The organism is Clostridium sp., assembly GCF_051278035.1.
In the GTDB taxonomy this organism is placed as follows: Bacteria; Bacillota; Clostridia; order Clostridiales; family Clostridiaceae; genus Clostridium_AD.
On the sequence record NZ_JBNMNU010000008.1, the window covers coordinates 16,438 to 41,111 of the forward strand.

The following is a 24,674-nucleotide window of genomic DNA, read 5'->3' on the forward strand; positions in this document are numbered from 1 at the left end:
AAATATTATAATTTATACTGCGAGAGATACAAAAGGAGATACCGATGATTAATAGTAATACAGACAAATTAAATAGTTGTGTTTCTTTAAGTTTTTTAAAAAAGTGTAATTTATGTCCTAGGAAATGTTCTGTTAATAGATTAGAAGGAGAATTGGGCTTTTGCAAGAGCTCTAAGGACATAAAAATAGCTAAAGTTACCTTACACGAGTGGGAGGAACCTTTTGTTTCAGGCAACCATGGCTCTGGCACTGTATTTTTTTCTAATTGTAATTTAAGGTGTGCGTTTTGTCAGAATCACAGCATAAGTCATGAAGGTATTGGAAAGATAGTGTCTATAAATCGGCTTAGCGAAATATTTTTACACCAGCAAAAAAGAGGAGCACACAACATAAATTTAGTTACGCCAACTCACTATGTACCACAGATAATAGAAGCTTTAAAACTCGCTAAAGGTAATGGGCTTAATATTCCTATTCTCTATAATTCAAATGGATATGAAAATTTGGATACCATTAAAGCTCTTAAAGGATTCATTGATGTATATTTACCAGACTTAAAATATTATAAAGATAAATATGCACTAAAATATTCTAAGGCCCCTGATTATTTTAATACAGCCTCTAAAGCTATCACTGAAATGGTTTCCCAAGTAGGCGAACCAAAGTTCGACAACACCGGTATAATTCAAAAAGGAGTAATAATTAGGCACTTAATGATACCCGGACTATTGTTTGACTCTAAAAAAATAATAGATTTTATATATACAACTTTTAATGATTCAGTTTATATTAGCCTAATGAATCAGTATACACCTATGCATGAAGCATATAAATATCCCGAAATAGACAAGCCATTAAACCCTAAGCATTACGACGCTTTAATTAACTACTGCTTAAACACAGGTATTACGAAATGTTTTATTCAAGAAAGTGGAACTTCCTCTAAAGCTTTTATACCAAAATTTGATCTAAGTGGAGTGTAAATATGAAGATTTCGAAGCCTCATAGCAGTGAAAAACCCCCATGATATATAAAATCATGGGGGTTTTAAAGATAATAGTCATTCTAAATATGTGGTGGATTCCTCTTTATGAAAATTAAAATTTATATTTTTAAATGAAAAATATAATATCCAAGCGAATATCATACCTGAAGCTACATCAGCAAAATAATGTTGCTTTATAAGCATAGTAGATATAATTATAGACGAGGACATAATAATACAAATTACCTTAGTCAATTTATAAACCTTTTCAGATTTATAAATGTAAAAAGCAATTAATGCGGAATTCAAAACATGAATACTTGGAAAAGCGTTATAAGGATTATCCGCAGCATATAAATTCAATACTAAATTGCTTAAAAAATCACTACCTGTTATTACCGGCCTTGGAACATATGTTGGATAAAAGAAATATATTACATAGCATGTAACCATGCCTATATTTATAGTTATAAGTAGTTTAAAATACCTTTCTTTATCTAATACACACAAAATAGCAGTAAAAATTGCAATAAATACATACCAAGATAAATAAGGTAATATGAAAATTTTATTAAAAGGTATAAAGCTATCCACAAATGTAAATACAGAATTCGTATTTCCCCTATATTGATTTAGTATTGGATAGGTCATACTTATTAATGGTATGCTTAGTCCCCACAATCCACGTTTCATAATTTCCTTCCATTCATTAGCAAATACTTTCTTTTGTAATTGTTCCATTTGTGTCCCTCCTAACAACTTAAATTAAAGCTATATCTTATATTTTTTCAGTTCATTTTTAAATGAACTTGTTATCTTTTTAAATTCATATATACTATCAATAAGTTTCTTTATTTCACTAGTATAACTTCCAACACTTGCGCTTACCTCTTCCGAAGATGCAGAATTCTCTTCCGCTATTGCAGCTAGAGATTCTATTGTTTCATATATATTTGAAATAGATTCAGCTTCTCTGTCTAAATCATTTATAGTATTTATCATTGACGTGGAAACTATTCTCACAGACATTGTAGCCTCGTAACTTATATCCCTTACATCTTCCAGACCTTTTGTTTCATTTTGAAGAATATTATACTGATCACCAATTTTATCAACAAGTGTATTTATATCCTTAACAAATTCGATTAGGTTGCTATTGATTTCTTCCACAGCACCTTTTGATTGTTCTGCAAGCTTTCTAACCTCGTCTGCAACTACAGCGAATCCCCTTCCTTGCTCACCCGCACGAGCAGCTTCAATAGACGCGTTTAGAGCCAGAAGATTTGTTTGTTCAGAAATTTGGGACACAATTGATACTATACTTGTTATGTCATGAGCCTTTGTTTCTAGGCTAATACCATTATCCTTAACCTCTTGAAATTTCTCTAGTGTTCCAAGAATATTTTTACTTGTACTATCAACGCTTTCATAGCTATTATTTATCTTTACAATAGCCTTTTCCAATTCATCTTTGTTATTGTTTTCGTTTTTAACAATATCCTTAAGTGATCTAATATTATCATTTAAAATTAAAACAGCATTTTCAGTATTCTCTGCTTGGCTTACGGAACAGTCCGCCATTTGCTCTACTACTCCAGATATATCTTCTGAGGTATTGTTCATTATATGCGAGATTTTACTAATATTTTCAGCAAATGTATCCATCTCATCAGTTACACCTTTAAACTCAACAAAATCCGCTCTAAATAATTTTTTATATTGTTTAAGTTTTATGTATAGCTCTTCATATTCATCCCCAGTTACTATATCTCCATCTTCAACGTAATTATTACTATTTATTTGATCCATAGTTTGTGAAATAAGAGCCATCGGTCTTCCCATTATAAAAGATGCAAGACTTGCTGCTACACCAGAAATCAAAGCAAACCCTGTTGCCTTTACGATACTTCCCCCTGCCATTACAGCCATAGCATAAAGGACGGATATAACAAAAGTAACCATTCCTACTTTAAAAGGTACCTTCTTTATAAACCCTAAAGATAGCATTTTGTTTATTCTATATGTTTTTTTATAATAAATATCTTTTTCAAATGTGAGTTTTAAGCTCAGACTATTTGGAGTTTTTTCTACCTGTTCAATTTCAATTTTTTCATTGAAGTACTCACAAGTTCCATCTAAAAGTCCTAGAAAATAATCAAACATTGCCCTCTCGGATTTATAAGTAAAGATTGCCTCGCGGCTTGAAATAGGTGTTATACCTACTAGTGGAGGTTTAGCTCCAGCAAACTTTTTTGTCATTACCACGTGTATATCAAATAGTGATTTTAAAAACGAATACACATTTTCCGTCTGAAAAAACGCAGGAAAATCTCTATGAAATGCTATTAAATTATCCTTACCAATATTCCTCCACAGTTTTTCAATAGGTATGCTTTGATCTTTCGATATACTCCCTATTACATTTTTAACTTGTCCATCATCCACGTTCTCCACTGGTGAAAATATTTTACGAGCATTCCATCCCACCGATTCCATTGCGTTATCAACTACACTATCACCATAAAGCTTTCTACAAGTTTTCATCCATGTAGCTACTACTGTACCTTTCATCGTGTTAATCCCCCTAGTTTGGACCATTTAAATTGCTGATTTAGCATTATAACTAATAGCCCCTAAATTTATTATATACTATAAACATGGATGGTGTTTTATTAAAATAATTATAACTTGAACTCAACACTGTCTAGTTTGGCAATCACTGTAATATCCTTATGACTAACTGTCTCAGTTCTGAGTGTAACTTTATTACTTATTAATAACATTTTATTACTATCCAATTTTTTTATCTGTCTTAATACTCTTTCTCCATTATAATCCACAAGTGAAATAGAATTATTTTCTATTTCGTGTGTCAAATGAGCAAAAGCAATATCCCCACTACAAATTCTAAATCCAAGCATATCATCATTTTCTATCTCTAAAAACAATACTTTATCTTGAGCATATCCAGCTATTTTATTTGATTTTATTGGCATTTGTTTTATGCCTATAGATTTAATTAGGTCATATTTATAAATACCAACATCTTTTAAAACCAAGCTAAAAGCGTCATTCCAAACTTCACTAACATTTTTCGTGCTTGGTCTTTCAAGTTTTGGTTTTCTTTCTTCTTCACGCTCATCAGATTGAAAAGCTATAGAGGTATCTCCAATTTCTTCGCCTAAAATTTTAGATATTTTTTCTATAAATTTTTCATTTATAACTTTTTTACCCATTTCGATATCATTAATAAAACTTTCTGAAACTCCAATTTTTTTACCTAGGTTTTTCTGACTTACTGCTTTTGACTCTCTTATCTGTTTAATCTTATCTCCTATTCTGCTCATAACTCTCCGCCTTTCCTGTTAATATTCATTTTAAGAATACTATAACTCCAACTATTATTTATGTTTTACTATAAAATATGAATCTTCTGCATATCGCAGAAGATTCATATTTTGTTATTTCTTTATTTTATATGCTTCTCGTTCCTCTATCAAATGCTCTAATAGGTACCCCACAGTCCATTTTATAGATGTTGGTGTTACCGCTGCAAGTATTGTACTAGAACTTTTAACTGCTTTTATATGATCAATTAGATCATATAGTTCCGTATCTTTATAATTGTTAAATAGGATCAATTTTTCAAGGGGTAATTCTATTTTACTTTCTTTAATTTCTGAGTCACACAATATTTCTTCAATTGTTACATTACCCATATTTTTTTGTATTAATTTGCAAGGTAATATATTTTGCTTTAACAGTACACTATTAAGTTTCCCCTCTTCCTCTTGGGTTAGTCCATATGCAAGGATAAGCTTTTCATTAATATAATTCATACTATCTTCCCCTTTAAACTTAAAAAATTTATTCAAATTCAATGTTTCTGAACGATTAAATGACTATATTACATTTTTTGTGGTTCATCGTATTTGACATCAAAAGTATCAACTGTCATACTTTCTATTTTTTGTTCTTCTCGTGGTTTATCTCTAAAATCTCTTTCAGTCTTAACTATTTCTAAGGCATTCTCAATACCTTCTGTTACTTTACCAAATCCTGCATAGCTTCCATCTAAATGATTAGAATCAGCTACCATAAGAAAAAACTGACTCCCTGCTGAATTTAAATCACTAGATCTAGCCATTGATAAAACACCAGTTGAATGCTTTAAATTATTTTTAAATTTGTTAGAAGTAAACTCACCTTTTATTGAATATCCCGGTCCACCCACACCTGTTCCTTCAGGACAGCCACCTTGAATCATAAATCCTGGAATTACTCTGTGAAAAGTGATTCCATTATAAAATCCCTTATTTATAAGGCTAATAAAATTATTCACTGTGTTAGGTGCTACTTCTGGGTATAATTCTGCTTTTATAACTTTACCATTTTCCATATTAATTGTTACTATTGGATTCATATAATTATCTCTCCTCTTATTATGTATTTAATATAAATTATATCACATTTTATATTTTTTATATGCAAATTGTATATTTAACTATCTAAAAAAATAACTAGTATTGCTACTAATTATTTTTTTAGACATTTTCACTAGTAACGAACTAAATAACTTGCTGATTAATGCTCATTTCTAAAATCATTTTTTCTTGAGGTTCATCAAATTTTATATGAATATTTCCTCCTGGAAGTATTATTAAAAAATTTTCCTCCAGCATATCTACCTCTTGATTTTTATCAATATCAAATATATCTAATAGTAAATTATCACTTTGTTCTACTCCATCACTTTCGTATCCAACATTTATACTACCAAAGGTGGTTATATCATTCAACTGTCTATATTGATTTGCAATGATTAGGTGAGCAATATTTTTATTGCCTAACGATTTGCATACCAGATGATTTATAACACATAAACAATTACTTTGCTCTGGATTGCTTACTATTATACAATTAATTTTTTTAGCCTCTTCAATTTTTAAGTCAAATGTATCATTCCATATGTGATGTTCCTCATTTTTTTTTAATTTAAATACTCTCATTTAATCACCTTATTTCCTGTGTTTTTTTTGCGCATAGTTTCTAAAAAAATAGCTGATTATTATACTGTCTATTTTTTTAGAATACCTAATTCAGTGTATTCTGCTAACAATGATATTGCTATAATTAATTATATGAACTTTTTTATGTAACACACCCAATACGTCAACCCTACATACAAAAAAACAGCCTAAACCTAATAAACTAGGTTTAGACTGCTTTAACTTACTTAATATATGCTTTATAGTTTATAGTTATTTAACAATTTGTAGCTTAAATCTATTATATTATTGTTGATAGATGAACTATATATCGATACAATCCCTTTTGTTCTCTTTTCATTTAACAGATTGTTTTTAGTAAGTTGCCTTTTTAATTGATTTACCGTACCTACACTTCCATCGATTATAACAGTTTTTTCACCCACAACTTTAATTAACTCATTTTTAATAAAAGGATAGTGAGTGCATCCTAGTACTATAGATGCTATGTCTAAATGCATATACTCCTTTAGCTTTTCCTTTAAATAACTGTTAATTTGATCTCCCTCTACAATTCCATTTTCTATGAGTTCAACTAATCCCGCACATGGAAGGGATATTATATCCACTTCCTTATTATACTTTTGCATCAAGTTACTAAACTTCTTTTCAGCTAAAGTCATAGGAGTGGCCATAATGATTATACTTTTCCCCCTACTGATTTTCACAGCAGGCTTTAGCGCTGGTTCTATACCAATTATAGGTATATCTTTATAATTAATCCTAAGTGCGTCTATTGCTGCACTAGTGGCGGTATTACAAGCAATTACTATTGCCTTTACACCTTTATCTAAAAGAAAATCCACTGCATTAAAAGTTAATTTTTTAACTTCATTTACATCCTTAGTTCCATAGGGAGCATTTATTGAATCACCAAAATAAACAAAATCCTCATTTGGCAGTACTATTAGCGATTCATTTAACACACTTATTCCACCCACTCCAGAGTCAAAAAATCCTATTGGTTTTACTTTATTATCCACCTTATCACCACCATACTAAATTTTATAATCAAACATATATATTACTACAACTATATTTTATCTCTTAGTCACGCTTACAAGTTAACTTCAATAATATGTTATTAAGTCTATTTACTTACCATAAATTATAACATAAAAAGAAAACTATATTAAGTAATTATATATTAAAAGGAGCGATTATATGCCTTCTGCACCTGATTTCACCAAAATTAAAGATTCAATAAATAATGGTTTAGAAAAATTCTCAAACAAGTCTGAAGATTTCCTTGAAATATCCAAAATTAAATATAAAATCCGATCAGAAGAAAGCAGTATGGAAGATCTCTACAAAGATATGGGAAGAGAATTGTACACCATTTTCAAATCAAGTCACTATATTGACGATTCCCTATTAGATTATTGTAATGCGTTAAAAAAAATAGAAACCCGTATAAAAAACTTAGAAAAAAAGCTTAAGAAGAGTGACGAAAAAAAATAAACCCTTTAAATACAGTGTAAAACAGTGAGATTAATTCCAACATATTGGAATTAATCTCACTGTTTTACCTGTTGTTTATTTAAATATATTTCATATAATTATGTCCTTATCTTCGTCATGTAATTTATTTAAATGTCTAATCTCTACAAATAAGAACACAGCCGTTAAAATTGAAGATATTACGTCTGAACTTGGTGCTGACGCCCATATACCATTTAAGTCAAAAAATCTCGGTAAAATAAATAATAATGGTATAAGAATTATAACCTGTCTACTCAGCCCTAAAAATATAGATATTTTAGCTTTACCTACAGCTTGAAAATAATTTGAACTAACTATTTGAAATCCTATTACAGGAAGCATGAATAAATATATTTTAATTCCCCTGGCCCCAACTTCTATTAACGCTTGATCATTACTGAATATGCTTATAAGTTGTTCGGGGAATAATTGTATTATTATAAATCCCGTCGTAGTAATAGTTGTAGCTGCAATTATGGCAAGCTTTAATGCATGCTTAAATGGGTTCTAAAAATATAAGTCCAAATGTTGTTACTATAATTGAAATTGGAAATGTAATTGTAACGCCTGACAAGGCAAGTGTATCTACTTGTCCTATAAATATTCTATCTACAATATTGTAAAGCGCATTTACTAACATTCCGCAATTGCTGGGATAGAGAACCTCATAAGTAGTTTACCTATATTTTCTTCTCCTAATTGTTTTGATCTATCCAAATTTTCTTCCCCTTTATGCTTTAAACAATGAATTTAGCTTCTCTTCTATGTATTCATTAATCTCTTTGTCTGCGATACATATTTTATCTTCTACAAAATATGGCTTTACTCTAAAGAAATTAATTATTAATTTGTTGCCAATAATTAAATATTCATCTGAATGTAGTGGTGAGAATATAACCTCTAATTCATCATATTTACTTTCACTTAGAGAATTTTTTAATTTTTCTACCATATTGTCTAAATTAAGTTTTTTTACAGGCTGAATCATTGCGTCTGTATATTCTAAGTCCTCCATCATCCACATATTGTTATTCCAAAATTTTAACTCCTTCTTGTTCCCAACAAAAGGTTCTCTATTCTTTATTGCGCTCAATGCTCTTCTAACTGATTCTGCATTAAATTCTTCATCATAAGCGCAGGATAATGCATCCATTTCTGCCACATCATAAAAAAACTTTTCAGCAATATTGTCTTTTTCGCTAGCAGCCTGCCAAAAATAGTGCATAGCTTCTACCGCCTCTAAATTTACTTTGATTCTTTGTATCATATTATTAGCCTCCAATATATTTAATCTATAATAGTTCCATCTCTTCTTTTTCCACAATAGCTTCTGTGGTGTCCTCTATAAAGTCCAATACATTTTGTATCATACTATTAGCGTGTCTTGTATCATTACTAACACAAGCAATTCCAATTACTATAGATTGATGCATATCCTGGTTTTCTACCTCAGCTATAGAAACATTATACTTGTTTTTCACCTTTGCTACTGTGCTTTTTAGTATCATTCTTTTTTCTTTCAATGAATGAACCCAATTTGCATATAAGTATATTTTACCTGTACCTATAATCATAAACTTGTTTCCTTTCCACTTATTATAAATAACAACCCTAACTTTAATTATACCCCAAATACACTTAAATTAACATTTTGGATATCCTGTTATCTCTTGAATATCTTTATACAAATGTTTAAGACTAGGATAAATCTTCCTTCTCCTTCAATTTGATTATAAATTTGCACCCCTTATCTAAGTTCTGCATTAAATATATACTTCCTCCATGCTTTTCAATTATTGCCTTTGATACTGCAAGGCCAAGTCCTGTACCTCCAGTTTTGGAGTTTCTTGTAGCATCTACACGAACAAACGGTTCAAATATATTCTCTTGAAGCTCATCAGGTATTCCTATTCCATCATCCTCAATAATAATCAAAGCTGTGCCATCATCTATTAAAAGCTTTATTCTAATAGTAATTCCTGCGCTGTTATATTTAATACTATTTAGTAAAATGTTACTTAATGCTCTATCCAGGTTTTTTCTATCAAATGGAAGTTCTACTTCATCTTCCGTAATATCCACATCATAATGCACACCATTTTGCTCCATCATAGGCATATATCCAGCTATAAGTTCTCTTAAAAATTCACCTACATCATGACTCCGTATATCTAATTTATATTCCGCGCTTTCAAGACGGGAAAACTCAAAAATATCTTGAATTAAATCATTTGCCCTTTTACTATTATTATTAATAACCTTTAATAATTTATTTTTATCTTCCTTTGAAATATCATCATTTTCTAATAAAAATTCTGAATATCCTAATATACTCGTTAATGGGTTTTTTAAATCATGAGATATATCAAGGATTATTCTTTTCCTGTTTTGCTCTGATTTTTCCTTTAGAGTGATTTCTTGTTGTATCTTTTCCGCCATTAAATTAACAGCATCACTTAACTTGCCTATTTCATTTAGCGAGTTAATTTCAACCCGAGCCGAATATTCACCACTTTTTAAAGTATTAACTCCTTGTAAAAGTTTCTTTAGGGGTTTAACAAAAATCCTTGATGTAAGTTTAGAATAAAGTACCATTGTTGATATCAAAAATATGAATATAAAAAAGGGCAATATTTTCAGAAAAGTGATTCTGTTTTTTTTGCTTTGCTTACCTCTCTTAAAAGTTCTATATGTTGAAGTCCCCAGCTATAAGTATTATAAATATTGTTAGGAATTGCTGTAATTAAAATAAAGTCTCTATTAGTTCCATATTTACTAGAATAAAAATAATCATCGTTTAAATTATTGGTAATCATATCATGAAAATATTGAAGTGAATATTTAAACCCTACCTCATGTTTACTTCCCTCTTCCATAATAATAACTAGATTTATGTCAAGCACTTCAACAAATCCCTTGTACTTTATAACGTTTTGTGCATTAATATCTTTATAATCTTTACTTATAATATAATCTGCTGTTGTATTCACTGTAGGTGAATCCTTATTATTAATAGAAATATAAAGCAACAATGCCCCAATAGCTAGCATAAATATGCCCACTAAAATAACTAGAAATAAAATATAATTCCCGAATAATTGAGTAGCCATTTTCTTGCTTTTAAAATGCGATGCTATTTTTTTAAGCTTATTTTTATTAATCATGGTTATTCTCCATTTTATATCCTATGCCTCTTATGGTCTTTAAGTATTTAGGGTTTTTAGGATCAGTTTCAATTTTTTCTCTAATATGACTTATATGTACCATTATAGTGTTAGAGTCCCCATAATACGGATTTTGCCAAACTATCTCATACAGTTGCTTTTTCGTATATACCTTTCCTGGTTTTTCTAAAACAAACTCAAGTAGCCTATATTCTTTGGGATTTAAAGCTAGCTCTATATTGTTTTTATAAAAAAAACAGCTTTCTTTGTCCAGCATCAGTTCACCAACTATTATACAAGTTTTATGTGTTTTATTCGAGTATTTATAATACCGTCGTAACTGAGCCTTAACTCTTGCAGTTATTTCAATAGGACTAAAAGGTTTTATTACATAATCATCTGCGCCGAGTCCAAGCCCACGAATTTTATCTGCCTCTTCTTCTCTTGCGGTTATAAAAATTACGGGTATTTCACTAGTTTCTCTAATCTTTTGAAGAACCTTAAACCCGTCTACCTTCGGAATCATAACATCAAGTAGAGCAATGTCTATATCTTTATTTTGGAATATATCTAAAGCCTTCATACCATCTTGTGCTGTAAATATATTATATCCCTCCTTTGATAAATGAATTTCTAAAAGTTCTCTTATGTCCTGCTCATCTTCTACAATTAAAATGTTCACTCAGTATCCCCCCTTTTCTTATATATATTGTAAACCAAAACATCACTTTATCACAATTTAAAAAAGAAAAAAGTATATATTACTAATGCTAAATGAATGCATTAGTAATATATACTTTTCACGCTCTACTAAAAAACAGTGGAGAAGCAAAATATCTAATTAATATCTTATAATACCATCTTTTGTAACAATACCTTTAATTAATGGCTTAGCTTTTATTTCTTCTTTTACTATTTCATAGGCCTCTAATATCATTTTTTCGGATAACTTTTGTTTATCTTCGTCACTAGCATAAATCGTAGCAATAGCTTCGCCCATCTTCACAACATCTCCAATTTTCTTATGGAGAACAATTCCTACTGACAAATCTATTACACTTTCTTTTGTTTCACGTCCAGCACCTAAAACTAGCGCTGCTCTTCCAATATCATCAGCTTTTATTCCTTTTACATAACCAACCTTATTTGATATAACCTTCTCTACAATGGCTGGCAATGGAAATAATGTTGGATCATCTACATAAGCTGGATTTCCGCCTTGTGCTACAACAAGTTCTCTTAATTTTTGGAGACCTTTTCCTGATTTTATAATATCTTTAAGTATTTCTCTTGCCTCTTTACTATTCTTTGCTTTTTCCCCGAGTACAAGCATATGAGCTCCGAGAGTTAAGCAAAGTTCTGTGAGGTCTTCCGGGCCTTCACCTTTTAACGTATCTATAGCTTCTTTTACTTCTAGTGCATTACCAATTGCAAAGCCTAATGGTTGGTCCATATCAGTTATTACGCCAATAGTGTTTCTTCTAACATTGTTTCCTATATCAACCATTTCCCTAGCAAGCTCAAAAGAATCATCCTCACTTTTCATAAATGCACCACTGCCTGTTTTTACATCAAGTACTATAGCATCCGCACCAGACGCTATTTTTTTACTCATTATGCTTCCTGCAATTAAAGACATATTATCAACCGTTGCAGTAACATCACGAAGTGCGTATAGTTTTTTATCTGCTGGTGCTAAATCAGCGGTTTGACCACCTATTGCGATTTTAACATAATTTACGTTTTGCATAAACTGTTCAATTGACATAGTAGTTGAGAAACCATCAAATGATTCTAATTTATCAATAGTTCCACCAGTATGTCCAAGCCCTCTTCCCGACATTTTAGCAACGGGTACTCCTGCTGCTGCAACGATAGGTCCAAGTATAAGTGTAGTTGTATCCCCTACACCACCAGTACTATGTTTATCAACTTTAATACCCTCAATAGCAGATAAATCAATTGTTTCACCGCTTTTAACCATTGCCATTGTTAAATCCGTTGTTTCACCCTTGTTCATCTTTTTAAAATAAATAGCCATAAGTAGCGCTGAAACCTGATAATCTGGAATAGCACCACTTGTATATCCTTCTATAAAAAAATTTATTTCTTCTGTAGTAAGCTCGCCGCCATCTCTTTTTTTCATTATTAAATCATACATTCTCATGTTATTTCACCTCTAATTTTTATATATTTTTATAACTTAATAACCAGAATTTAAATCTTTAGTTCCATTAACTATTGCGATAGAACTACTAGCTCCAATTCTAGTAGCGCCAGCTTCAATCACAGCTTTTGCATCTTCATCTGTTCTTACTGCCCCAGCTGCTTTAACTCCCATGTTAGGTCCTACAGTTTCCCTCATTAATTTTATATCATGAACTGTAGCTCCACCTGTTGAGAATCCTGTTGAAGTTTTCACAAAATCTGCGTTAGCTTCTTTACATATTACGCATACTTTGACTTTCTCGTCATCAGTTAAAAGACATGTTTCTAGTATTACTTTAACTAAGGCTTTACCGCTCGCAGCTTCAACTACTGCTTTGATATCTTGTTTTACTACATCATATTTATTTGATTTTATAGCACCAACATTTACTACCATATCTATTTCCTGTGCTCCATTTTCAATAGCTTGTTTTGTTTCAAATGCTTTCACTTCTTTAGTTGTAGCTCCAAGTGGGAATCCAACAACTATACATGTTTTCACATTAGATCCTTTTAACTCTTTGCACACAAGAGCTGTATAATATGCATTAGCACATACTGAAGCGAATCCGTATTCTTTAGCTTCTGCACAAACTTTTATAATATCTTCCTCACTTGCCTGCTGTTTCAATAGTGTATGGTCAATATATTGCTCAATTTTCATAATTAATCTACTCCTTTATATTTTATTATTTTTTTCGATATACTTTTCTGATCCACTTAACATAAGTTCTGGTAAAACGGTTACTCTTTTAATTTCTCTAGGCTCTGCACTTTTTAAATTTTCCAATAGCATTTTCATGCCAATTCTACCAAGTTCGATAGATGGACCATTAATAAAACTAATGTTCATTCCTATTATATTTAATGCATCAACCTTATCAAATCCAATAATAGCCATGTCCTTTGGTATATCTAATTTTTCTTCATAAAAAGCTTTTATGCATCCAAGCATCATGGTATTACTACTTACAAAAATAGCAGTTGGTTTATTGTCCATTTTTAATATTTTTTTTGTTATTTTATAAGCAGTCTCATGTGAATAATCACCATAAAATATATATTTATCTTCTATAGGAATATTATTAGCTTGCAGGGCCTTTTTATACCCTTTCAATCTCTCTACTGCTGGTCTAGATTTCATAGCTCCAGTAATCATAACTATTTTTCTGTGGCCAGCTTTTATTAGTGCAGATGTTCCATCATAAGCACCTTGCAAGTGATCGATAAAAACTCCACTAAAATCAAGATACTCAACATGCCCATCAATTAGTATTATTGGAATCCCTAGGTTTTTAAGAGCATCTAAATTTTCACTATTATTTAAATTCTTGTAGAAAGTTGGAGTTATTATAAGTCCTTGAATCCTTTGTTCCCTCAGAACGTTAATAGCTTTTAGTTCTTTATCTTTATCCTCATCAGTGCCGCAAAGAATTATATTTAGATTATGTTGATCTGCAATCTCAGTAATACCTTTAATTATATCGCCAAAAAATAAATTGTTTATATCTGGAACTATAACTCCGATTGTATTGGTTTTACTCGTAGAGAGGCTTCTAGCTATAGCACTTGGTGTGTAATTTAGCTCTTTAATTGCACTTAGAACCTTTTCTCTTGTTTCGTCTTTTACATACCCTGAAGTATTTAAAACTCTTGATACCGTTGCATGGGAAACTCCCACCTTTTTAGCAATATCACTTATTGTAACAGTCATTTTAGGCCTCCTCGCATTTAGGAAAACGCTTACAGCATTCTGAACAAATAATCACTGAATTTAGTTTATAGTATATCTAAAAGTAATGGCATACTAAAGCTAACCCTTAATTTAATAAAATATGTTACCGCTTTCACATTTAGTATACTTCAAAGTTATGTAAATTTCAATAGGTTTTATTTGATATTTTTATGAATTTTATAATTATCTTTCTATCAGTGAAAAAATAGTAGAAATTATTGCCTCTTAACAAAACAAATTTATAAGATATTATGGGTTATACTATAATTTAAGATATAAATATAAAAAAACGGAGGATAAATGCATGTTAATTTATGCAATCATTTTTATAACTCTTGCTCTTCTATTTTATACAATTGGTGTGTGGAGTGAAAAACTTCAAGGAATGCTAAAACCCTGGCATTTGAGTTTATTCCTATTAGGCCTCGTATGTGATACAACTGGTACCTTACTTATGAGTAGTATAGCAAGTAATTCAGTTCAAATAGAAGCAGGTATCAATTTACATGGGGCCTCTGGCATTATTGCTATAGTATTGATGCTTATTCATGCTATATGGGCTGCAATAGTTTTAATTAAAAAAAATGAAACCATGATAGCTAAATTCCATAAATTCAGCATACTAGTTTGGATTATTTGGTTAGTTCCATTTATCTCTGGGGCTGCGGCTCACATGGGTAAGTAATAAAGACTAGAGCCCATTGCACATGTAGTAATGGGCTCTAGTCTTTTTAGGTTTACAATATATTGGTGAATTTAAAATTTAATTAATAATTGTATTGACAAAAATTATCTTAAACAGTAGAATATACTTTGTACACGAAATGTTTTTATGCAAATTGTTATGATACGAAATTTTAGTGAGGTAAACTATTAGAGGAGAAGGTGAGAAGTTGAATGAGATGAGTAGTGGAATTAAAATATTTCGTTCTTTAAAAAGAGTAGGTCATATGTTAAAAAGTAGTATGGGTAAACACTTTAACGAAATGAATTTAACAGGTCCACAAGGTATGATGATGGGTATATTATCACATGATGGTGAAATGAAAATAAGTGATTTAAGTGAAAAAATCGGATTATCAAATTCAACCGTATCTGGAATTATTGACAGGCTAGAAAAGCAAGGTTTGGTTGAAAGAACTAGAAGTAATGAGGATCGCAGGGTTGTTTACGTAAATATAAGTGATGAGTTCAAAAAGAATTCCAAAACAAACTTTTGTAAAATAGAGAAAACTTTTGAAGATATAATGAAAAAAGCTACAGATGAAGAAATTAGTTCTATATTAGAGGGATTAGATACCTTAGAAAAGTTGATGGATAAACAAAGTAACCATGAAATTCATTAATAGGTTTATATGTTACTAATTAAATAAGGAGTTGATTATGCATTGTTCAAATTAGCAAAATACTTAAAACCATTTATTATGATGATTGTTTTAGCAATAATTCTATTATTCGTGCAAGCTATGGCCGACCTTTCACTGCCAGACTATATGTCTAACATTGTAAATAAGGGAATACAACAAGGTGGTATTGAAAGTGCAGTACCAGAGGCCATGCGAAAAAGTAAAATGGATAAACTTACATTGTTTATTAATGATAAGGATAAGACTTTGGTTTCTAGTAATTATATATTGGTTGACAAGTCAAGTTCTGATTATAATAAATATGTTGTGGATTACAAAGCGCTTGAAAAAGAGCCTATATATGTATTAAGAGATATTGATGAAACAGAATTAGATAAATTAAACCCAATTATTGGGAAAGCATTTTTATCAGTTTCTGGCATTGAAAAAATGAAGGCTGATGCAAATGGTGGTGAAATGTCTTTTAACGGAACAAAATTACCTGCTGACACTGATTTATTTGCATTACTCGCTAAGTTACCCGCAGAGCAGCGTGCTAAAATAAGTGAACAAATGGATAAAAGATTTACTACTTTAGGTGATAGCATGATTATTCAAGCTGCCGCAGCCCCTATTAAAATGGAATATGATGCCCTTGGAATGAATACTGAAAAAATCCAGAGTAGCTATATTCTAAACGTAGGTATGTATATGCTTTTATTATCCTTACTTGGCGCTGCATGTACTGTTGCAGTTGGCCTTTTGGCTTCTAAAACTGCCACCGGACTTGCACGAAATTTAAGAAAAGATATCTTTACTAAGGTAGAGAGTTTCTCAAGTACAGAGTTTGATAAATTTTCTACAGCTTCACTAATAACTAGAACTACCAATGATATTACGCAAATTCAGACGGTTTTAGTAATAGCCATAAGAATGATGATTTATGCACCTATCTTGGGTATTGGTGGCGTTATGAAAGCTCTTAATAAGAGTACATCTATGTCTTGGGTTATTGCACTGGCAGTTATAGTTCTTTTGGGGTTAATTGCGACTGTTTTTACAATTGCTCTTCCAAAGTTTAAACTTATTCAAAAACTTATTGACAGACTAAATTTAGTTACTCGTGAAAACCTTTCTGGAATGATGGTAATAAGATCTTTCAATACTCAGAAATTTGAAGAAGGTAGATTTGACAAGGCGAATACTAACCTTACAAACACGAATCTATTCGTAAATCGTGTAATGGTAGCATTATTCCCTGCTATGATGTTTATAATGAATGGTGTAACTCTACTTATTGTTTGGGTTGGTGCACATCAAATTGCGGCTTCAAGTATGCAGGTAGGAGATATGATGGCCTTTATGCAATATGCTATGCAAATTATTTTTGCATTTATTATGATGTCCATGATGTTTATTATGATACCAAGAGCCTCTGTTTCCGCACAGAGAGTTTACGAAGTTTTAAAAATAGAACCTACTATTATAGATCCTATAAGTCCTAAACATTTCGAGAGCGGTGTTCGTGGCCTCGTAGAATTTAAAAATGTATCTTTTAAGTATCCAGGAGCCGAGGAAGATGTTCTTAAGAATATTAGTTTTAAAGCCATGCCAGGTGAAACCACTGCGTTTATAGGTTCTACCGGTGCAGGTAAGTCTACACTAATAAATTTACTTCCCCGTTTTTATGATATAACAAGAGGAGAAATTCTTATTGATGGCATGAGTATAAGAGAAGTGTCGCAACATGAACTTCGCTCGCATATTGGTTATGTACCTCAGATAAGTTCTTTATTCCAAGGCACAATCGAATCAAATTTAAAATATGCAGATGAATCTGCCACTGATAATGATATAAAAAAATCCGCTGAAATCGCACAATCTATGGAATTTATAAATGAAAGTTCTGAAGGATTCAACCGTGAAATATCTCAGGGTGGTGCAAATGTTTCAGGTGGTCAGAAACAAAGATTATCTATTGCACGTGCTCTTGTAAAGAAAGCTAAGATTTATATCTTCGATGATAGCTTCTCAGCACTAGATTTTAAAACAGATGTGCTACTTCGAAAAGCACTTAAAACACAAATTTCCTCTAGTACATTTTTAATTGTTGGGCAACGTATATCCACAATAAAAAATGCAGAGCAGATAATTGTTCTTGATAAAGGTAGGATAGTTGGCACCGGTACTCATAAGGAACTTATGGAAAACTGCACAACTTATCAGGAAATTGCGCTATCACAACTTTCAAAGGAGGAATTATCATGAGTGAACACAATAAAAAAGAGACTCGTCCTCCTCAAAGGCAAAGAGGCGGCGGCGGACACATGGGCCCCGGTTCAATGGCCGCAGGCGAAAAAGCCCGTGATTTTAAAGGTACCATGAAAAAACTGATTAAATACTTGAGTGTTTATAAACTTTCAATTATTATCGTATTATTATTTGCAATAGCTAGCTCTGTATTTACTATAATAGGACCAAAGGTTTTAGGAAAAGTCACAACTAAATTATTTGAAGGTGCTCTCACTAAAATAGCTGGAACAGGCAGTATTGATTTTGATTATATAGGAAGAATCATCATTATACTTCTAGTTCTATACGTTATAAGTGCACTTTTCAGTTACATTCAGGGCTTTATAATGGCAGATGTGTCTATGAAAGTAAGTTATAAATTAAGAAAAGACATCTCCGAGAAAATTAATAGTATGCCTCTTAAATACTTTGATAGTACAAATCATGGGGAGATATTATCGCGTGTTACTAACGATGTTGACACTCTCAGTCAGACTCTTAATCAAAGCTTAAGTCAAATTATTACATCAGTTATAACTGTTGTTGGCGTACTCATTATGATGCTTACTATAAGTTGGCAATTAACTCTTGCGTCAATGATAATGATTCCTTTATCCCTGGGACTCGTTATAGTTATAGTAAAAAAATCTCAAGTATTCTTTAAGCAGCAACAAGATTATTTAGGTAATGTAAATGGCCATGTTGAAGAAATGTATGGTGGCCACATTGTAATGAAGGCCTTTAATGGCGAAAAACAAAGTGTTGATAAATTTGACAAGATGAACAATAAGCTATTTGGAGTAGCATGGAAAGCACAATTTCTAACTAGTATAATGATGCCCCTTATGACCTTTGTAGGTAATTTAGGCTATGTGGCAGTATCAATACTTGGTGGTTACCTTGCAGCAAAGAAAACTATTGAGGTTGGTGATATTCAAGCATTTATTCAATATGTGCGACAATTTACACAGCCACTTGCACAACTTGCACAAATTTCTAATATACTTCAACAAACTGCAGCCTCAGCAGAACGTGTATTTGAATTCTTAGAGGAAGAGGATGAAATACCTGAAACATCTAATCCAGTAAAACACAATGACGTTAAGGGTGAAGTTGATTTTAAGGATGTTCATTTTGGATACTCTGCTGATAAAATAATTATTAATGATTTCTCTGTTTCAGTGAAACCCGGACAGAAGGTTGCTATTGTTGGACCTACTGGTGCAGGTAAAACTACCATGGTTAAACTATTAATGCGTTTTTATGATATTAATAAAGGTGCAATAGAGATAGATGGTTATAATATAAATGATTTTACTCGTAATGATCTGCGTGCAATGTTTGGAATGGTTTTGCAAGACACTTGGCTATATAATGCCAGTATAATGGAAAATATACGTTACGGTCGTCTTGATGCAACGGATGATGAAGTTATAGCAGCAGCTAAGGCAGCACATGCAGACAGCTTTGTTCATACGCTGCCAGATGGTTACAATATGCTACTTAATGAGGAGGCATCAAATGTGTCTCAAGGTCAAAAGCAACTACTAACTATTGCTAGAGCCATCCTTGCAGATCCTAAGATCCTTATCTTAGACGAAGCAACAAGCTCCGTAGACACTCGTACAGAAGTTCAAATACAAAGGGCTATGAGTCACTTAATGGAAAATAGAACCAGCTTTATAATTGCTCACCGGTTATCAACAATTCGTGATGCTGATTTAATTCTTGTTATGGATCATGGCGATATTGTAGAACAGGGAAATCATAAAGATCTTCTAGCAAAAGGTGAATTTTATGCTGATCTTTATAACAGTCAGTTTGATGTTGTTGAGGCTAGCTAAAAAATAACTAAAAACATAAAAAGAACAGTATGGAAGATTGATAATTTTCCTACTGTTCTTTTTATGTTAAATACTGAATGACCTTTGCCTGTCACCAAATTATAAGTTGTTTAATCTTAATTAAATTGTATCCTTAACTTTCCCTCATCATAACTAGCTTTAATAACTTTCTTTGAATGCAATTTCTGAGGGAGCACAAAATTCCGTTTTTCATTCTTAATGGAAATACTAATTTCATCCCCCTTTTGAAGTAAATTTAATTCCTTTTTATCTACGAAAGGCATATTTATATTTAAATAATAGCTTTCATCTATACTTGATTTTTCAATTTCAAAAATTTTATCCTTAAAAAGTACTTTCTCTGCAGAAACTTCTTTAAATATACTCTCTCCCATATTTAATAGTGAATCATAATCTCTAACCTCACTATGCATTAGCTCCGTTTGAAAAATAGGCACTGGGCTAAAGCTTTCACTTATATCTTTAAGGTTTTTAGTTTGAAGCTTCATCCAATTTTCAAAATACCCCTTCCCTCCCTCTTCCGAAATTATTTTATTAACTATAATTGCATCTACGTTAAAGTCGTAGAGGTGTAAATAAGAAAAATTCCTTTTAGCTTCCTTTATAACTATTTTTTCTGGAGTAGTAACTATTCTAAGACTTACTTTATCCTTTTCTAGCATTAACTTGTGAAGTTCATCAATTTTACTATAGAGGATTTCAATTTCATCAAAAGTCTTATCGTCAGGAAGTGGGATCTTTATTGTGCGATCAATTATTGGCTTTACAATTTTAGCAGCCTTCCTTTTCATCGGGAAAATTTTCTCCATCCACCACTTAAACAGCTCTGGGAACTTTAAAAGCGACATAGTTTCTCCAGTAGGAGCACAATCAACTATTAATACGTCATAATTATTTTCATCACTAATCTGTTTAATTTTAAGTAGAGAAATCAAATCTTCAAAACCTGGAAACACAAGTAATTCTTCTACTTCAATGCTTTTAACAGTTTTAGACAGCATCAGTTTTTCTATATATCCCTTGATATTCCCCCAAATAGCTTCATTTTCGATAAGAGCATCTACTTCAATAGCTTGTAAGTTTCCTGAAATTTGGGTGGGTGTATTAGATAACTTTACACCGAAAGCATCGGAAAGGCTATGAGCCTGATCAGTACTCATTATAAGCACCTTTTTCCCCTGCTTTGCAATTTGACAAGCTGTCGCTGATGCAACACTTGTCTTTCCTACTCCACCTTTTCCTGTATATAAAATAATTCTCACTTTAATCCCTCCTATTTAATTATAAAAAATCAACCTTAACCTTTTAACCTCTTTCTTTGCTTCCGCTTCTGATTTTTCACAACTCTCGCTCATAACACTCACTGCAATATCCTTTATAATCGTCATTGCTTCCTTCTCAAAGTTATTAAGCCTATGCAATGCTTTTTGCGGTAGAATATCTTTTATAATTTCATATTTAAGTTTTTCTATCTTTACCAATTTTTTAATTATCTCACTATTCATTTAAGCACCTTCTTCTCAAAATATATAGTCAAATAATCTTCTTTAAAGTCAGCTTTACTAATTGAATACTTTCTCAGTGAATTTGGACAAGGTATATTCCTCTTGAAATTTCCTATCTTTATAGATATATCAGAACCAGTTTCGTATATATCTAAGTCCTTCTTGTCTCCAAAGGTAACATATACTTGAAGTTTGTAACCTTTCTCTGTCTTTTCAAATTTTTCATTAAAGGTTATTTTTTGAACCATTAATATATCTTTAACATTAAGAGAATCCATTACTATTCTTTCTAAGCCAGAAATACCATTTATATCTACCTCATACCATTTAATTTTAAACCTTGGCAAATTTAAAAATACTGAGTCTATTTCTTCTATATTTTTTTTTTGGATACATTTCCATTCATCAAAGAAGCTACTGTCTATATCTTGTGGTAATACCCTATTGATATATATAGCGTCTACATTAAAATTATAAAGATTTAAATACATGTAGTTCCTCTTGGTCTCTTCAATCACCATTTTTTCTGGAATAGTAACTAGTCTTATACTACAGATTTCCCTATCCTTTAATAAATTCTGAAGTTTAGTTAGCATAATATAAAGTTTCTCAATATCATTCATAGCTTGTTTATCAGGCATTTCAATATTAAAAGCTATTTTAGATATAGGCCTTATTACTTTCATTGCCACCTTCCCAATAGGAAATAACTTCTCCATGTACCAACTCATAAGCTCTGGAAATTTTAAAAGCGATATAGTTTCTCCCGTTGGTGCACTGTCCACAATTATTAAATCATAAATACCTTTATCATGTAAATCTTTGATTTTTAAAAGACAAAATAGCTCTTCCATTCCTGGAAACACAACAATATCCTCAAAAGTCTCTATTTGCTTTTCATTTTTAAAAGTCATCATTTTCTTAAAAGCAGCTTGAATACTTCCATAATAATTTTCCATTTCATAATTAGGATCAATTTCTAGTCCCCATAAATTTTCTCGTATTTTAGTAGGCTCATTTTTTATATCCTGTATAAATATATCACTTAAGTTATGTGCCATATCTGTGCTAACAATTAAAGTTTTTATGCCCTCCATTGAAGCCTTTAAGGCATGAGCTGCAGCAGTGCTAGTTTTTCCAACTCCACCTTTCCCAGTGAAAATAATTATTCTCTTCATAGTCTTCCTCCTAATTTTGTTTCTTTAAATGAATAGTTCTTTTATAGAAGTATATTTTTATAAAAATAACTCAGAATTACTGAGCTATTAGTATATAGACCTATTCAATATTTATTTTTTTTATCTTCCTAACAGGAATTTCTTCTTCTTCTTTAATTGGATTCACACTTTCTTTGAAAACTTCAATTATCTTCTTATAAATGCTTAAAGCAGAAGAAATCTCATCCTCAGTAAGTGTTCCATAAACTTTAATAAAATATTTAGTAATTATAGCCTTTTCCATCTCTATTATGCTACTGGCGGTCTCTGTAAGGGTGATTAATACAATTCTTCTGTCCTCTACACTTCTTATTCTTTCTACCATGAGCTTCTTTTCTAATCTTGATATAACCCCTGTAGCAGTGTTTAATGGTGCTATTATATACTGTGCTATTTCCGTCATATTAGCCTTCTTCTTTCTATACAATAATAATAATGCTAATATTTCATTTTTAGAAAAATCTAAGAATATATCGCTCCACTGTTCTGGGAAAAACAAAATCTTAAATTCATCAATATAATCAAAAATAATTTCCTCTATTTTATTTGTTTCCATAAACGCCTCCAAGTATAGTTCTTGTATCGAAGTATATTTTAATTCTACTACCGAAGTATTGTATTGTCAATAGACTATACAAACTTTAAAAGCATCCATGGCTCTCCATGGATGCTTTCATATTAATCGCACTTGATGTGATATAAATGAAAAGGAGGGGTTTATTTTTTTTCGAATAAAATCCCTCCTTCATCATCTATATGTTATTGTATAGTATATATTAATTATGGAAGCTTATTACCCGCTGCCCTATATATCTCATACCATTCCTGTCTTGTAATTTCAATTTGTGAAGCCTTGCAGATATCCTTTAATCGCTTTTGATTTGTTGTACCCACAATTGGTTGAATTATAGCAGGATGTCTTAGAATCCAAGCCGTTGCAATGGCTGTATTTGATACTCCTTTAATAGCTGCAATTTCGTTAATCTTATTATTTAGTTCTGGAAATTTACCGTTATCTAAAAATACTCCCTCAAACATTCCGTACTGAAATGGTGACCATGCTTGTATAGTAATATCATTTAAACGACAGTACTCTAGAATTGAACCATCTCTATCAATAGATGAATTAATTTTCATATTTACATTAAGTCCCGAATCAATCATTCCAGTATTTGTTATACTCAGTTGTAGCTGATTTATAATAATTTTTTCGTCTATATACTTATTTAATAGTTCTATTTGCATAGGATTTTGATTGCTCACTCCAAAGTATCTAACTTTTCCGCTAGCCTTCAGAATTGAAAAAGCTTCTGCAACTTCTTCTGGATCCATAAGGGTATCTGGTCTGTGTAGTAATAGAGTATCAACATAGTCTGTATTCAGACGTTTAAGGCTACCCTCTACAGAATTTATTATATGTTCCTTAGAAAAATCAAAATATCCATCTCTTATACCACATTTAGTCTGAATTATGAATTTCTCTCGAGCGTCCGGATTCATAGAAGTGGCTTCTGCAAAAACTTCCTCAGATTTACCATCACCATAAATATCCGCATGATCAAAAAAATTAATTCCCTCTTCTAACGCAGTATTAATAAGAGTAGATGCTTCGCTCTTGGATAGACTATTTATTCTCATACATCCAAGGCCAATTTCAGATCCATTTATTTTCCCACTCGCAATTTTTATATTTTTCATAGTTTTACACCTTCCTAATAATTATTATTTTTTATATTTTTTGTAATTCATTATATATACAATTATAATGATTACTATAATGAAAAGCCATGTTACAATGACTGTAAATAATGTTATAATGTCTTATAA

Annotated in this window: 27 protein-coding genes and 1 pseudogene; 6 read left to right on the forward strand and 22 right to left on the reverse strand. The window is 31.2% G+C overall.

The features are described 5' to 3' along the window. Positions 1-44: 44 nt before the first annotated feature. Positions 45-983, forward strand: a complete 939-nt coding sequence (locus tag ACJAX4_RS02505; RefSeq protein ID WP_435787880.1) for a radical SAM protein — start codon at positions 45-47, stop codon at positions 981-983. A 77-nt stretch (positions 984-1,060) separates the two neighbouring features. Here the strand turns inward: ACJAX4_RS02505 and ACJAX4_RS02510 are convergent, their stop codons facing one another. The 7 genes from ACJAX4_RS02510 to murI form a co-directional block, all read right to left on the reverse strand. Further along, a complete protein-coding gene (locus ACJAX4_RS02510; protein ID WP_435787881.1) occupies positions 1,061-1,726 on the reverse strand; it encodes a phosphatase PAP2 family protein in 666 nt (221 codons plus the stop codon). Between the two features lie 30 nt (positions 1,727-1,756). Beyond that, positions 1,757-3,556 carry a heme NO-binding domain-containing protein gene (locus ACJAX4_RS02515; protein ID WP_435787882.1) on the reverse strand — a complete coding sequence of 600 codons (1,800 nt, stop codon included), beginning with the start codon at positions 3,554-3,556 and terminating at the stop codon, positions 1,757-1,759. A gap of 110 nt (positions 3,557-3,666) precedes the next feature. Then, positions 3,667-4,332, reverse strand: coding sequence for a S24 family peptidase (locus ACJAX4_RS02520; protein ID WP_435787883.1), 666 nt, complete (start codon positions 4,330-4,332; stop codon positions 3,667-3,669). Between the two features lie 114 nt (positions 4,333-4,446). Then, positions 4,447-4,824 carry a DUF3783 domain-containing protein gene (locus ACJAX4_RS02525; RefSeq protein WP_435787884.1) on the reverse strand — a complete coding sequence of 126 codons (378 nt, stop codon included), beginning with the start codon at positions 4,822-4,824 and terminating at the stop codon, positions 4,447-4,449. 68 nt (positions 4,825-4,892) lie between these two features. Then, positions 4,893-5,408, reverse strand: a complete 516-nt coding sequence (locus ACJAX4_RS02530; protein ID WP_435787885.1) for a peptidylprolyl isomerase — start codon at positions 5,406-5,408, stop codon at positions 4,893-4,895. Between the two features lie 145 nt (positions 5,409-5,553). After that, positions 5,554-5,994 carry a hypothetical protein gene (locus ACJAX4_RS02535; protein ID WP_435787886.1) on the reverse strand — a complete coding sequence of 147 codons (441 nt, stop codon included), beginning with the start codon at positions 5,992-5,994 and terminating at the stop codon, positions 5,554-5,556. Between the two features lie 239 nt (positions 5,995-6,233). Continuing rightward, positions 6,234-7,016 (reverse strand): glutamate racemase, encoded by a 783-nt coding sequence (gene murI / locus ACJAX4_RS02540; protein WP_435787887.1) that lies wholly within the window; start codon positions 7,014-7,016, stop codon positions 6,234-6,236. A 181-nt stretch (positions 7,017-7,197) separates the two neighbouring features. Here murI and ACJAX4_RS02545 point away from each other — a divergent pair, with 181 nt between their 5' ends. Next, on the forward strand, positions 7,198-7,494 hold the full coding sequence (locus ACJAX4_RS02545) for a hypothetical protein (protein WP_435787888.1): 297 nt from the start codon (positions 7,198-7,200) through the stop codon (positions 7,492-7,494). 90 nt (positions 7,495-7,584) lie between these two features. Here the strand turns inward: ACJAX4_RS02545 and ACJAX4_RS02550 are convergent. The 10 genes and pseudogenes from ACJAX4_RS02550 to ACJAX4_RS02595 all read right to left on the reverse strand — a co-directional run. Continuing rightward, positions 7,585-8,001, reverse strand: a pseudogene (locus tag ACJAX4_RS02550) (MATE family efflux transporter); the annotation flags it as partial. Between the two features lie 10 nt (positions 8,002-8,011). Beyond that, a complete protein-coding gene (locus ACJAX4_RS02555; RefSeq protein WP_435787889.1) occupies positions 8,012-8,155 on the reverse strand; it encodes a hypothetical protein in 144 nt (47 codons plus the stop codon). A gap of 90 nt (positions 8,156-8,245) precedes the next feature. Beyond that, complete coding sequence (locus tag ACJAX4_RS02560; protein ID WP_435787890.1) at positions 8,246-8,782, reverse strand: TDE2712 family protein; 537 nt, start codon at positions 8,780-8,782, stop codon at positions 8,246-8,248. 25 nt (positions 8,783-8,807) lie between these two features. Continuing rightward, a complete protein-coding gene (locus tag ACJAX4_RS02565; protein ID WP_435787891.1) occupies positions 8,808-9,089 on the reverse strand; it encodes a DUF503 domain-containing protein in 282 nt (93 codons plus the stop codon). A gap of 124 nt (positions 9,090-9,213) precedes the next feature. Then, positions 9,214-10,110 carry a HAMP domain-containing sensor histidine kinase gene (locus ACJAX4_RS02570; protein ID WP_435787892.1) on the reverse strand — a complete coding sequence of 299 codons (897 nt, stop codon included), beginning with the start codon at positions 10,108-10,110 and terminating at the stop codon, positions 9,214-9,216. Positions 10,111-10,151: 41 nt separating this feature from the next. Then, on the reverse strand, positions 10,152-10,679 hold the full coding sequence (locus ACJAX4_RS02575; RefSeq protein ID WP_435787893.1) for a hypothetical protein: 528 nt from the start codon (positions 10,677-10,679) through the stop codon (positions 10,152-10,154). Beyond that, on the reverse strand, positions 10,672-11,361 hold the full coding sequence (locus ACJAX4_RS02580; protein ID WP_435787894.1) for a response regulator transcription factor: 690 nt from the start codon (positions 11,359-11,361) through the stop codon (positions 10,672-10,674). Before ACJAX4_RS02580 ends, ACJAX4_RS02575 begins: the two co-directional genes overlap by 8 nt. Positions 11,362-11,520: 159 nt before the next feature. Beyond that, on the reverse strand, positions 11,521-12,846 hold the full coding sequence (locus tag ACJAX4_RS02585; RefSeq protein WP_435787895.1) for a pyrimidine-nucleoside phosphorylase: 1,326 nt from the start codon (positions 12,844-12,846) through the stop codon (positions 11,521-11,523). 36 nt (positions 12,847-12,882) lie between these two features. Next, a complete protein-coding gene (gene deoC, locus ACJAX4_RS02590; RefSeq protein WP_435787896.1) occupies positions 12,883-13,551 on the reverse strand; it encodes a deoxyribose-phosphate aldolase in 669 nt (222 codons plus the stop codon). Between the two features lie 15 nt (positions 13,552-13,566). Then, positions 13,567-14,601 (reverse strand): LacI family DNA-binding transcriptional regulator, encoded by a 1,035-nt coding sequence (locus tag ACJAX4_RS02595; protein WP_435787897.1) that lies wholly within the window; start codon positions 14,599-14,601, stop codon positions 13,567-13,569. Positions 14,602-14,926: 325 nt separating this feature from the next. Between ACJAX4_RS02595 and ACJAX4_RS02600 the strand changes: the two genes are divergently transcribed. From ACJAX4_RS02600 to ACJAX4_RS02615, 4 genes are all read left to right on the forward strand, one after another. Beyond that, complete coding sequence (locus ACJAX4_RS02600) at positions 14,927-15,307, forward strand: HsmA family protein (RefSeq protein ID WP_435787898.1); 381 nt, start codon at positions 14,927-14,929, stop codon at positions 15,305-15,307. A 217-nt stretch (positions 15,308-15,524) separates the two neighbouring features. Further along, positions 15,525-15,968 carry a MarR family winged helix-turn-helix transcriptional regulator gene (locus ACJAX4_RS02605; protein WP_435787912.1) on the forward strand — a complete coding sequence of 148 codons (444 nt, stop codon included), beginning with the start codon at positions 15,525-15,527 and terminating at the stop codon, positions 15,966-15,968. Between the two features lie 42 nt (positions 15,969-16,010). Further along, the gene (locus tag ACJAX4_RS02610; RefSeq protein WP_435787899.1) at positions 16,011-18,236 is read left to right on the forward strand and encodes an ABC transporter ATP-binding protein; all 2,226 of its coding nucleotides are present in this window, start codon (positions 16,011-16,013) and stop codon (positions 18,234-18,236) included. Beyond that, complete coding sequence (locus tag ACJAX4_RS02615; protein ID WP_435787900.1) at positions 18,233-20,104, forward strand: ABC transporter ATP-binding protein; 1,872 nt, start codon at positions 18,233-18,235, stop codon at positions 20,102-20,104. The genes ACJAX4_RS02610 and ACJAX4_RS02615 overlap by 4 nt, the downstream gene beginning before the upstream one ends. 116 nt (positions 20,105-20,220) lie before the next feature. On the opposite strand, the gene ACJAX4_RS02620 is transcribed toward ACJAX4_RS02615, so the two are convergent. The 5 genes from ACJAX4_RS02620 to ACJAX4_RS02640 all read right to left on the reverse strand — a co-directional run bounded on the left by ACJAX4_RS02620 (position 20,221) and on the right by ACJAX4_RS02640 (position 24,545). After that, positions 20,221-21,387: an ArsA family ATPase gene (locus ACJAX4_RS02620; protein WP_435787901.1), complete on the reverse strand. Its 1,167-nt coding sequence runs from the start codon at positions 21,385-21,387 to the stop codon at positions 20,221-20,223. A gap of 15 nt (positions 21,388-21,402) precedes the next feature. After that, positions 21,403-21,630 carry a hypothetical protein gene (locus ACJAX4_RS02625; RefSeq protein WP_435787902.1) on the reverse strand — a complete coding sequence of 76 codons (228 nt, stop codon included), beginning with the start codon at positions 21,628-21,630 and terminating at the stop codon, positions 21,403-21,405. Further along, positions 21,627-22,808 (reverse strand): ArsA family ATPase, encoded by a 1,182-nt coding sequence (locus ACJAX4_RS02630; protein WP_435787903.1) that lies wholly within the window; start codon positions 22,806-22,808, stop codon positions 21,627-21,629. Before ACJAX4_RS02630 ends, ACJAX4_RS02625 begins: the two co-directional genes overlap by 4 nt. 100 nt (positions 22,809-22,908) lie before the next feature. Beyond that, a complete protein-coding gene (locus tag ACJAX4_RS02635) occupies positions 22,909-23,403 on the reverse strand; it encodes a MarR family winged helix-turn-helix transcriptional regulator (protein WP_435787904.1) in 495 nt (164 codons plus the stop codon). Between the two features lie 224 nt (positions 23,404-23,627). After that, positions 23,628-24,545, reverse strand: a complete 918-nt coding sequence (locus ACJAX4_RS02640) for an aldo/keto reductase (protein ID WP_435787905.1) — start codon at positions 24,543-24,545, stop codon at positions 23,628-23,630. Between the last annotated feature and the right edge of the window lie 129 nt (positions 24,546-24,674).

Excerpts from the sequence above, each read along its gene's own strand:
- ACJAX4_RS02505 (WP_435787880.1), top strand. The coding sequence starts at position 45 with ATGATTAATAGTAATACAGACAAATTAAATAGTTGTGTTTCTTTAAGT.
- ACJAX4_RS02510 (WP_435787881.1), bottom strand. The coding sequence starts at position 1,726 with ATGGAACAATTACAAAAGAAAGTATTTGCTAATGAATGGAAGGAAATT.
- ACJAX4_RS02515 (WP_435787882.1), bottom strand. The coding sequence starts at position 3,556 with ATGAAAGGTACAGTAGTAGCTACATGGATGAAAACTTGTAGAAAGCTT.
- ACJAX4_RS02520 (WP_435787883.1), bottom strand. The coding sequence starts at position 4,332 with ATGAGCAGAATAGGAGATAAGATTAAACAGATAAGAGAGTCAAAAGCA.
- ACJAX4_RS02525 (WP_435787884.1), bottom strand. The coding sequence starts at position 4,824 with ATGAATTATATTAATGAAAAGCTTATCCTTGCATATGGACTAACCCAA.
- ACJAX4_RS02530 (WP_435787885.1), bottom strand. The coding sequence starts at position 5,408 with ATGAATCCAATAGTAACAATTAATATGGAAAATGGTAAAGTTATAAAA.
- ACJAX4_RS02535 (WP_435787886.1), bottom strand. The coding sequence starts at position 5,994 with ATGAGAGTATTTAAATTAAAAAAAAATGAGGAACATCACATATGGAAT.
- ACJAX4_RS02545 (WP_435787888.1), top strand. The coding sequence starts at position 7,198 with ATGCCTTCTGCACCTGATTTCACCAAAATTAAAGATTCAATAAATAAT.
- ACJAX4_RS02555 (WP_435787889.1), bottom strand. The coding sequence starts at position 8,155 with ATGTTAGTAAATGCGCTTTACAATATTGTAGATAGAATATTTATAGGA.
- ACJAX4_RS02560 (WP_435787890.1), bottom strand. The coding sequence starts at position 8,782 with ATGATACAAAGAATCAAAGTAAATTTAGAGGCGGTAGAAGCTATGCAC.
- ACJAX4_RS02565 (WP_435787891.1), bottom strand. The coding sequence starts at position 9,089 with ATGATTATAGGTACAGGTAAAATATACTTATATGCAAATTGGGTTCAT.
- ACJAX4_RS02570 (WP_435787892.1), bottom strand. The coding sequence starts at position 10,110 with ATGGTACTTTATTCTAAACTTACATCAAGGATTTTTGTTAAACCCCTA.
- ACJAX4_RS02575 (WP_435787893.1), bottom strand. The coding sequence starts at position 10,679 with ATGATTAATAAAAATAAGCTTAAAAAAATAGCATCGCATTTTAAAAGC.
- ACJAX4_RS02585 (WP_435787895.1), bottom strand. The coding sequence starts at position 12,846 with ATGAGAATGTATGATTTAATAATGAAAAAAAGAGATGGCGGCGAGCTT.
- deoC (WP_435787896.1), bottom strand. The coding sequence starts at position 13,551 with ATGAAAATTGAGCAATATATTGACCATACACTATTGAAACAGCAGGCA.
- ACJAX4_RS02595 (WP_435787897.1), bottom strand. The coding sequence starts at position 14,601 with ATGACTGTTACAATAAGTGATATTGCTAAAAAGGTGGGAGTTTCCCAT.
- ACJAX4_RS02600 (WP_435787898.1), top strand. The coding sequence starts at position 14,927 with ATGTTAATTTATGCAATCATTTTTATAACTCTTGCTCTTCTATTTTAT.
- ACJAX4_RS02605 (WP_435787912.1), top strand. The coding sequence starts at position 15,525 with ATGAGTAGTGGAATTAAAATATTTCGTTCTTTAAAAAGAGTAGGTCAT.
- ACJAX4_RS02615 (WP_435787900.1), top strand. The coding sequence starts at position 18,233 with ATGAGTGAACACAATAAAAAAGAGACTCGTCCTCCTCAAAGGCAAAGA.
- ACJAX4_RS02625 (WP_435787902.1), bottom strand. The coding sequence starts at position 21,630 with ATGAATAGTGAGATAATTAAAAAATTGGTAAAGATAGAAAAACTTAAA.
- ACJAX4_RS02630 (WP_435787903.1), bottom strand. The coding sequence starts at position 22,808 with ATGAAGAGAATAATTATTTTCACTGGGAAAGGTGGAGTTGGAAAAACT.
- ACJAX4_RS02635 (WP_435787904.1), bottom strand. The coding sequence starts at position 23,403 with ATGGAAACAAATAAAATAGAGGAAATTATTTTTGATTATATTGATGAA.
- ACJAX4_RS02640 (WP_435787905.1), bottom strand. The coding sequence starts at position 24,545 with ATGAAAAATATAAAAATTGCGAGTGGGAAAATAAATGGATCTGAAATT.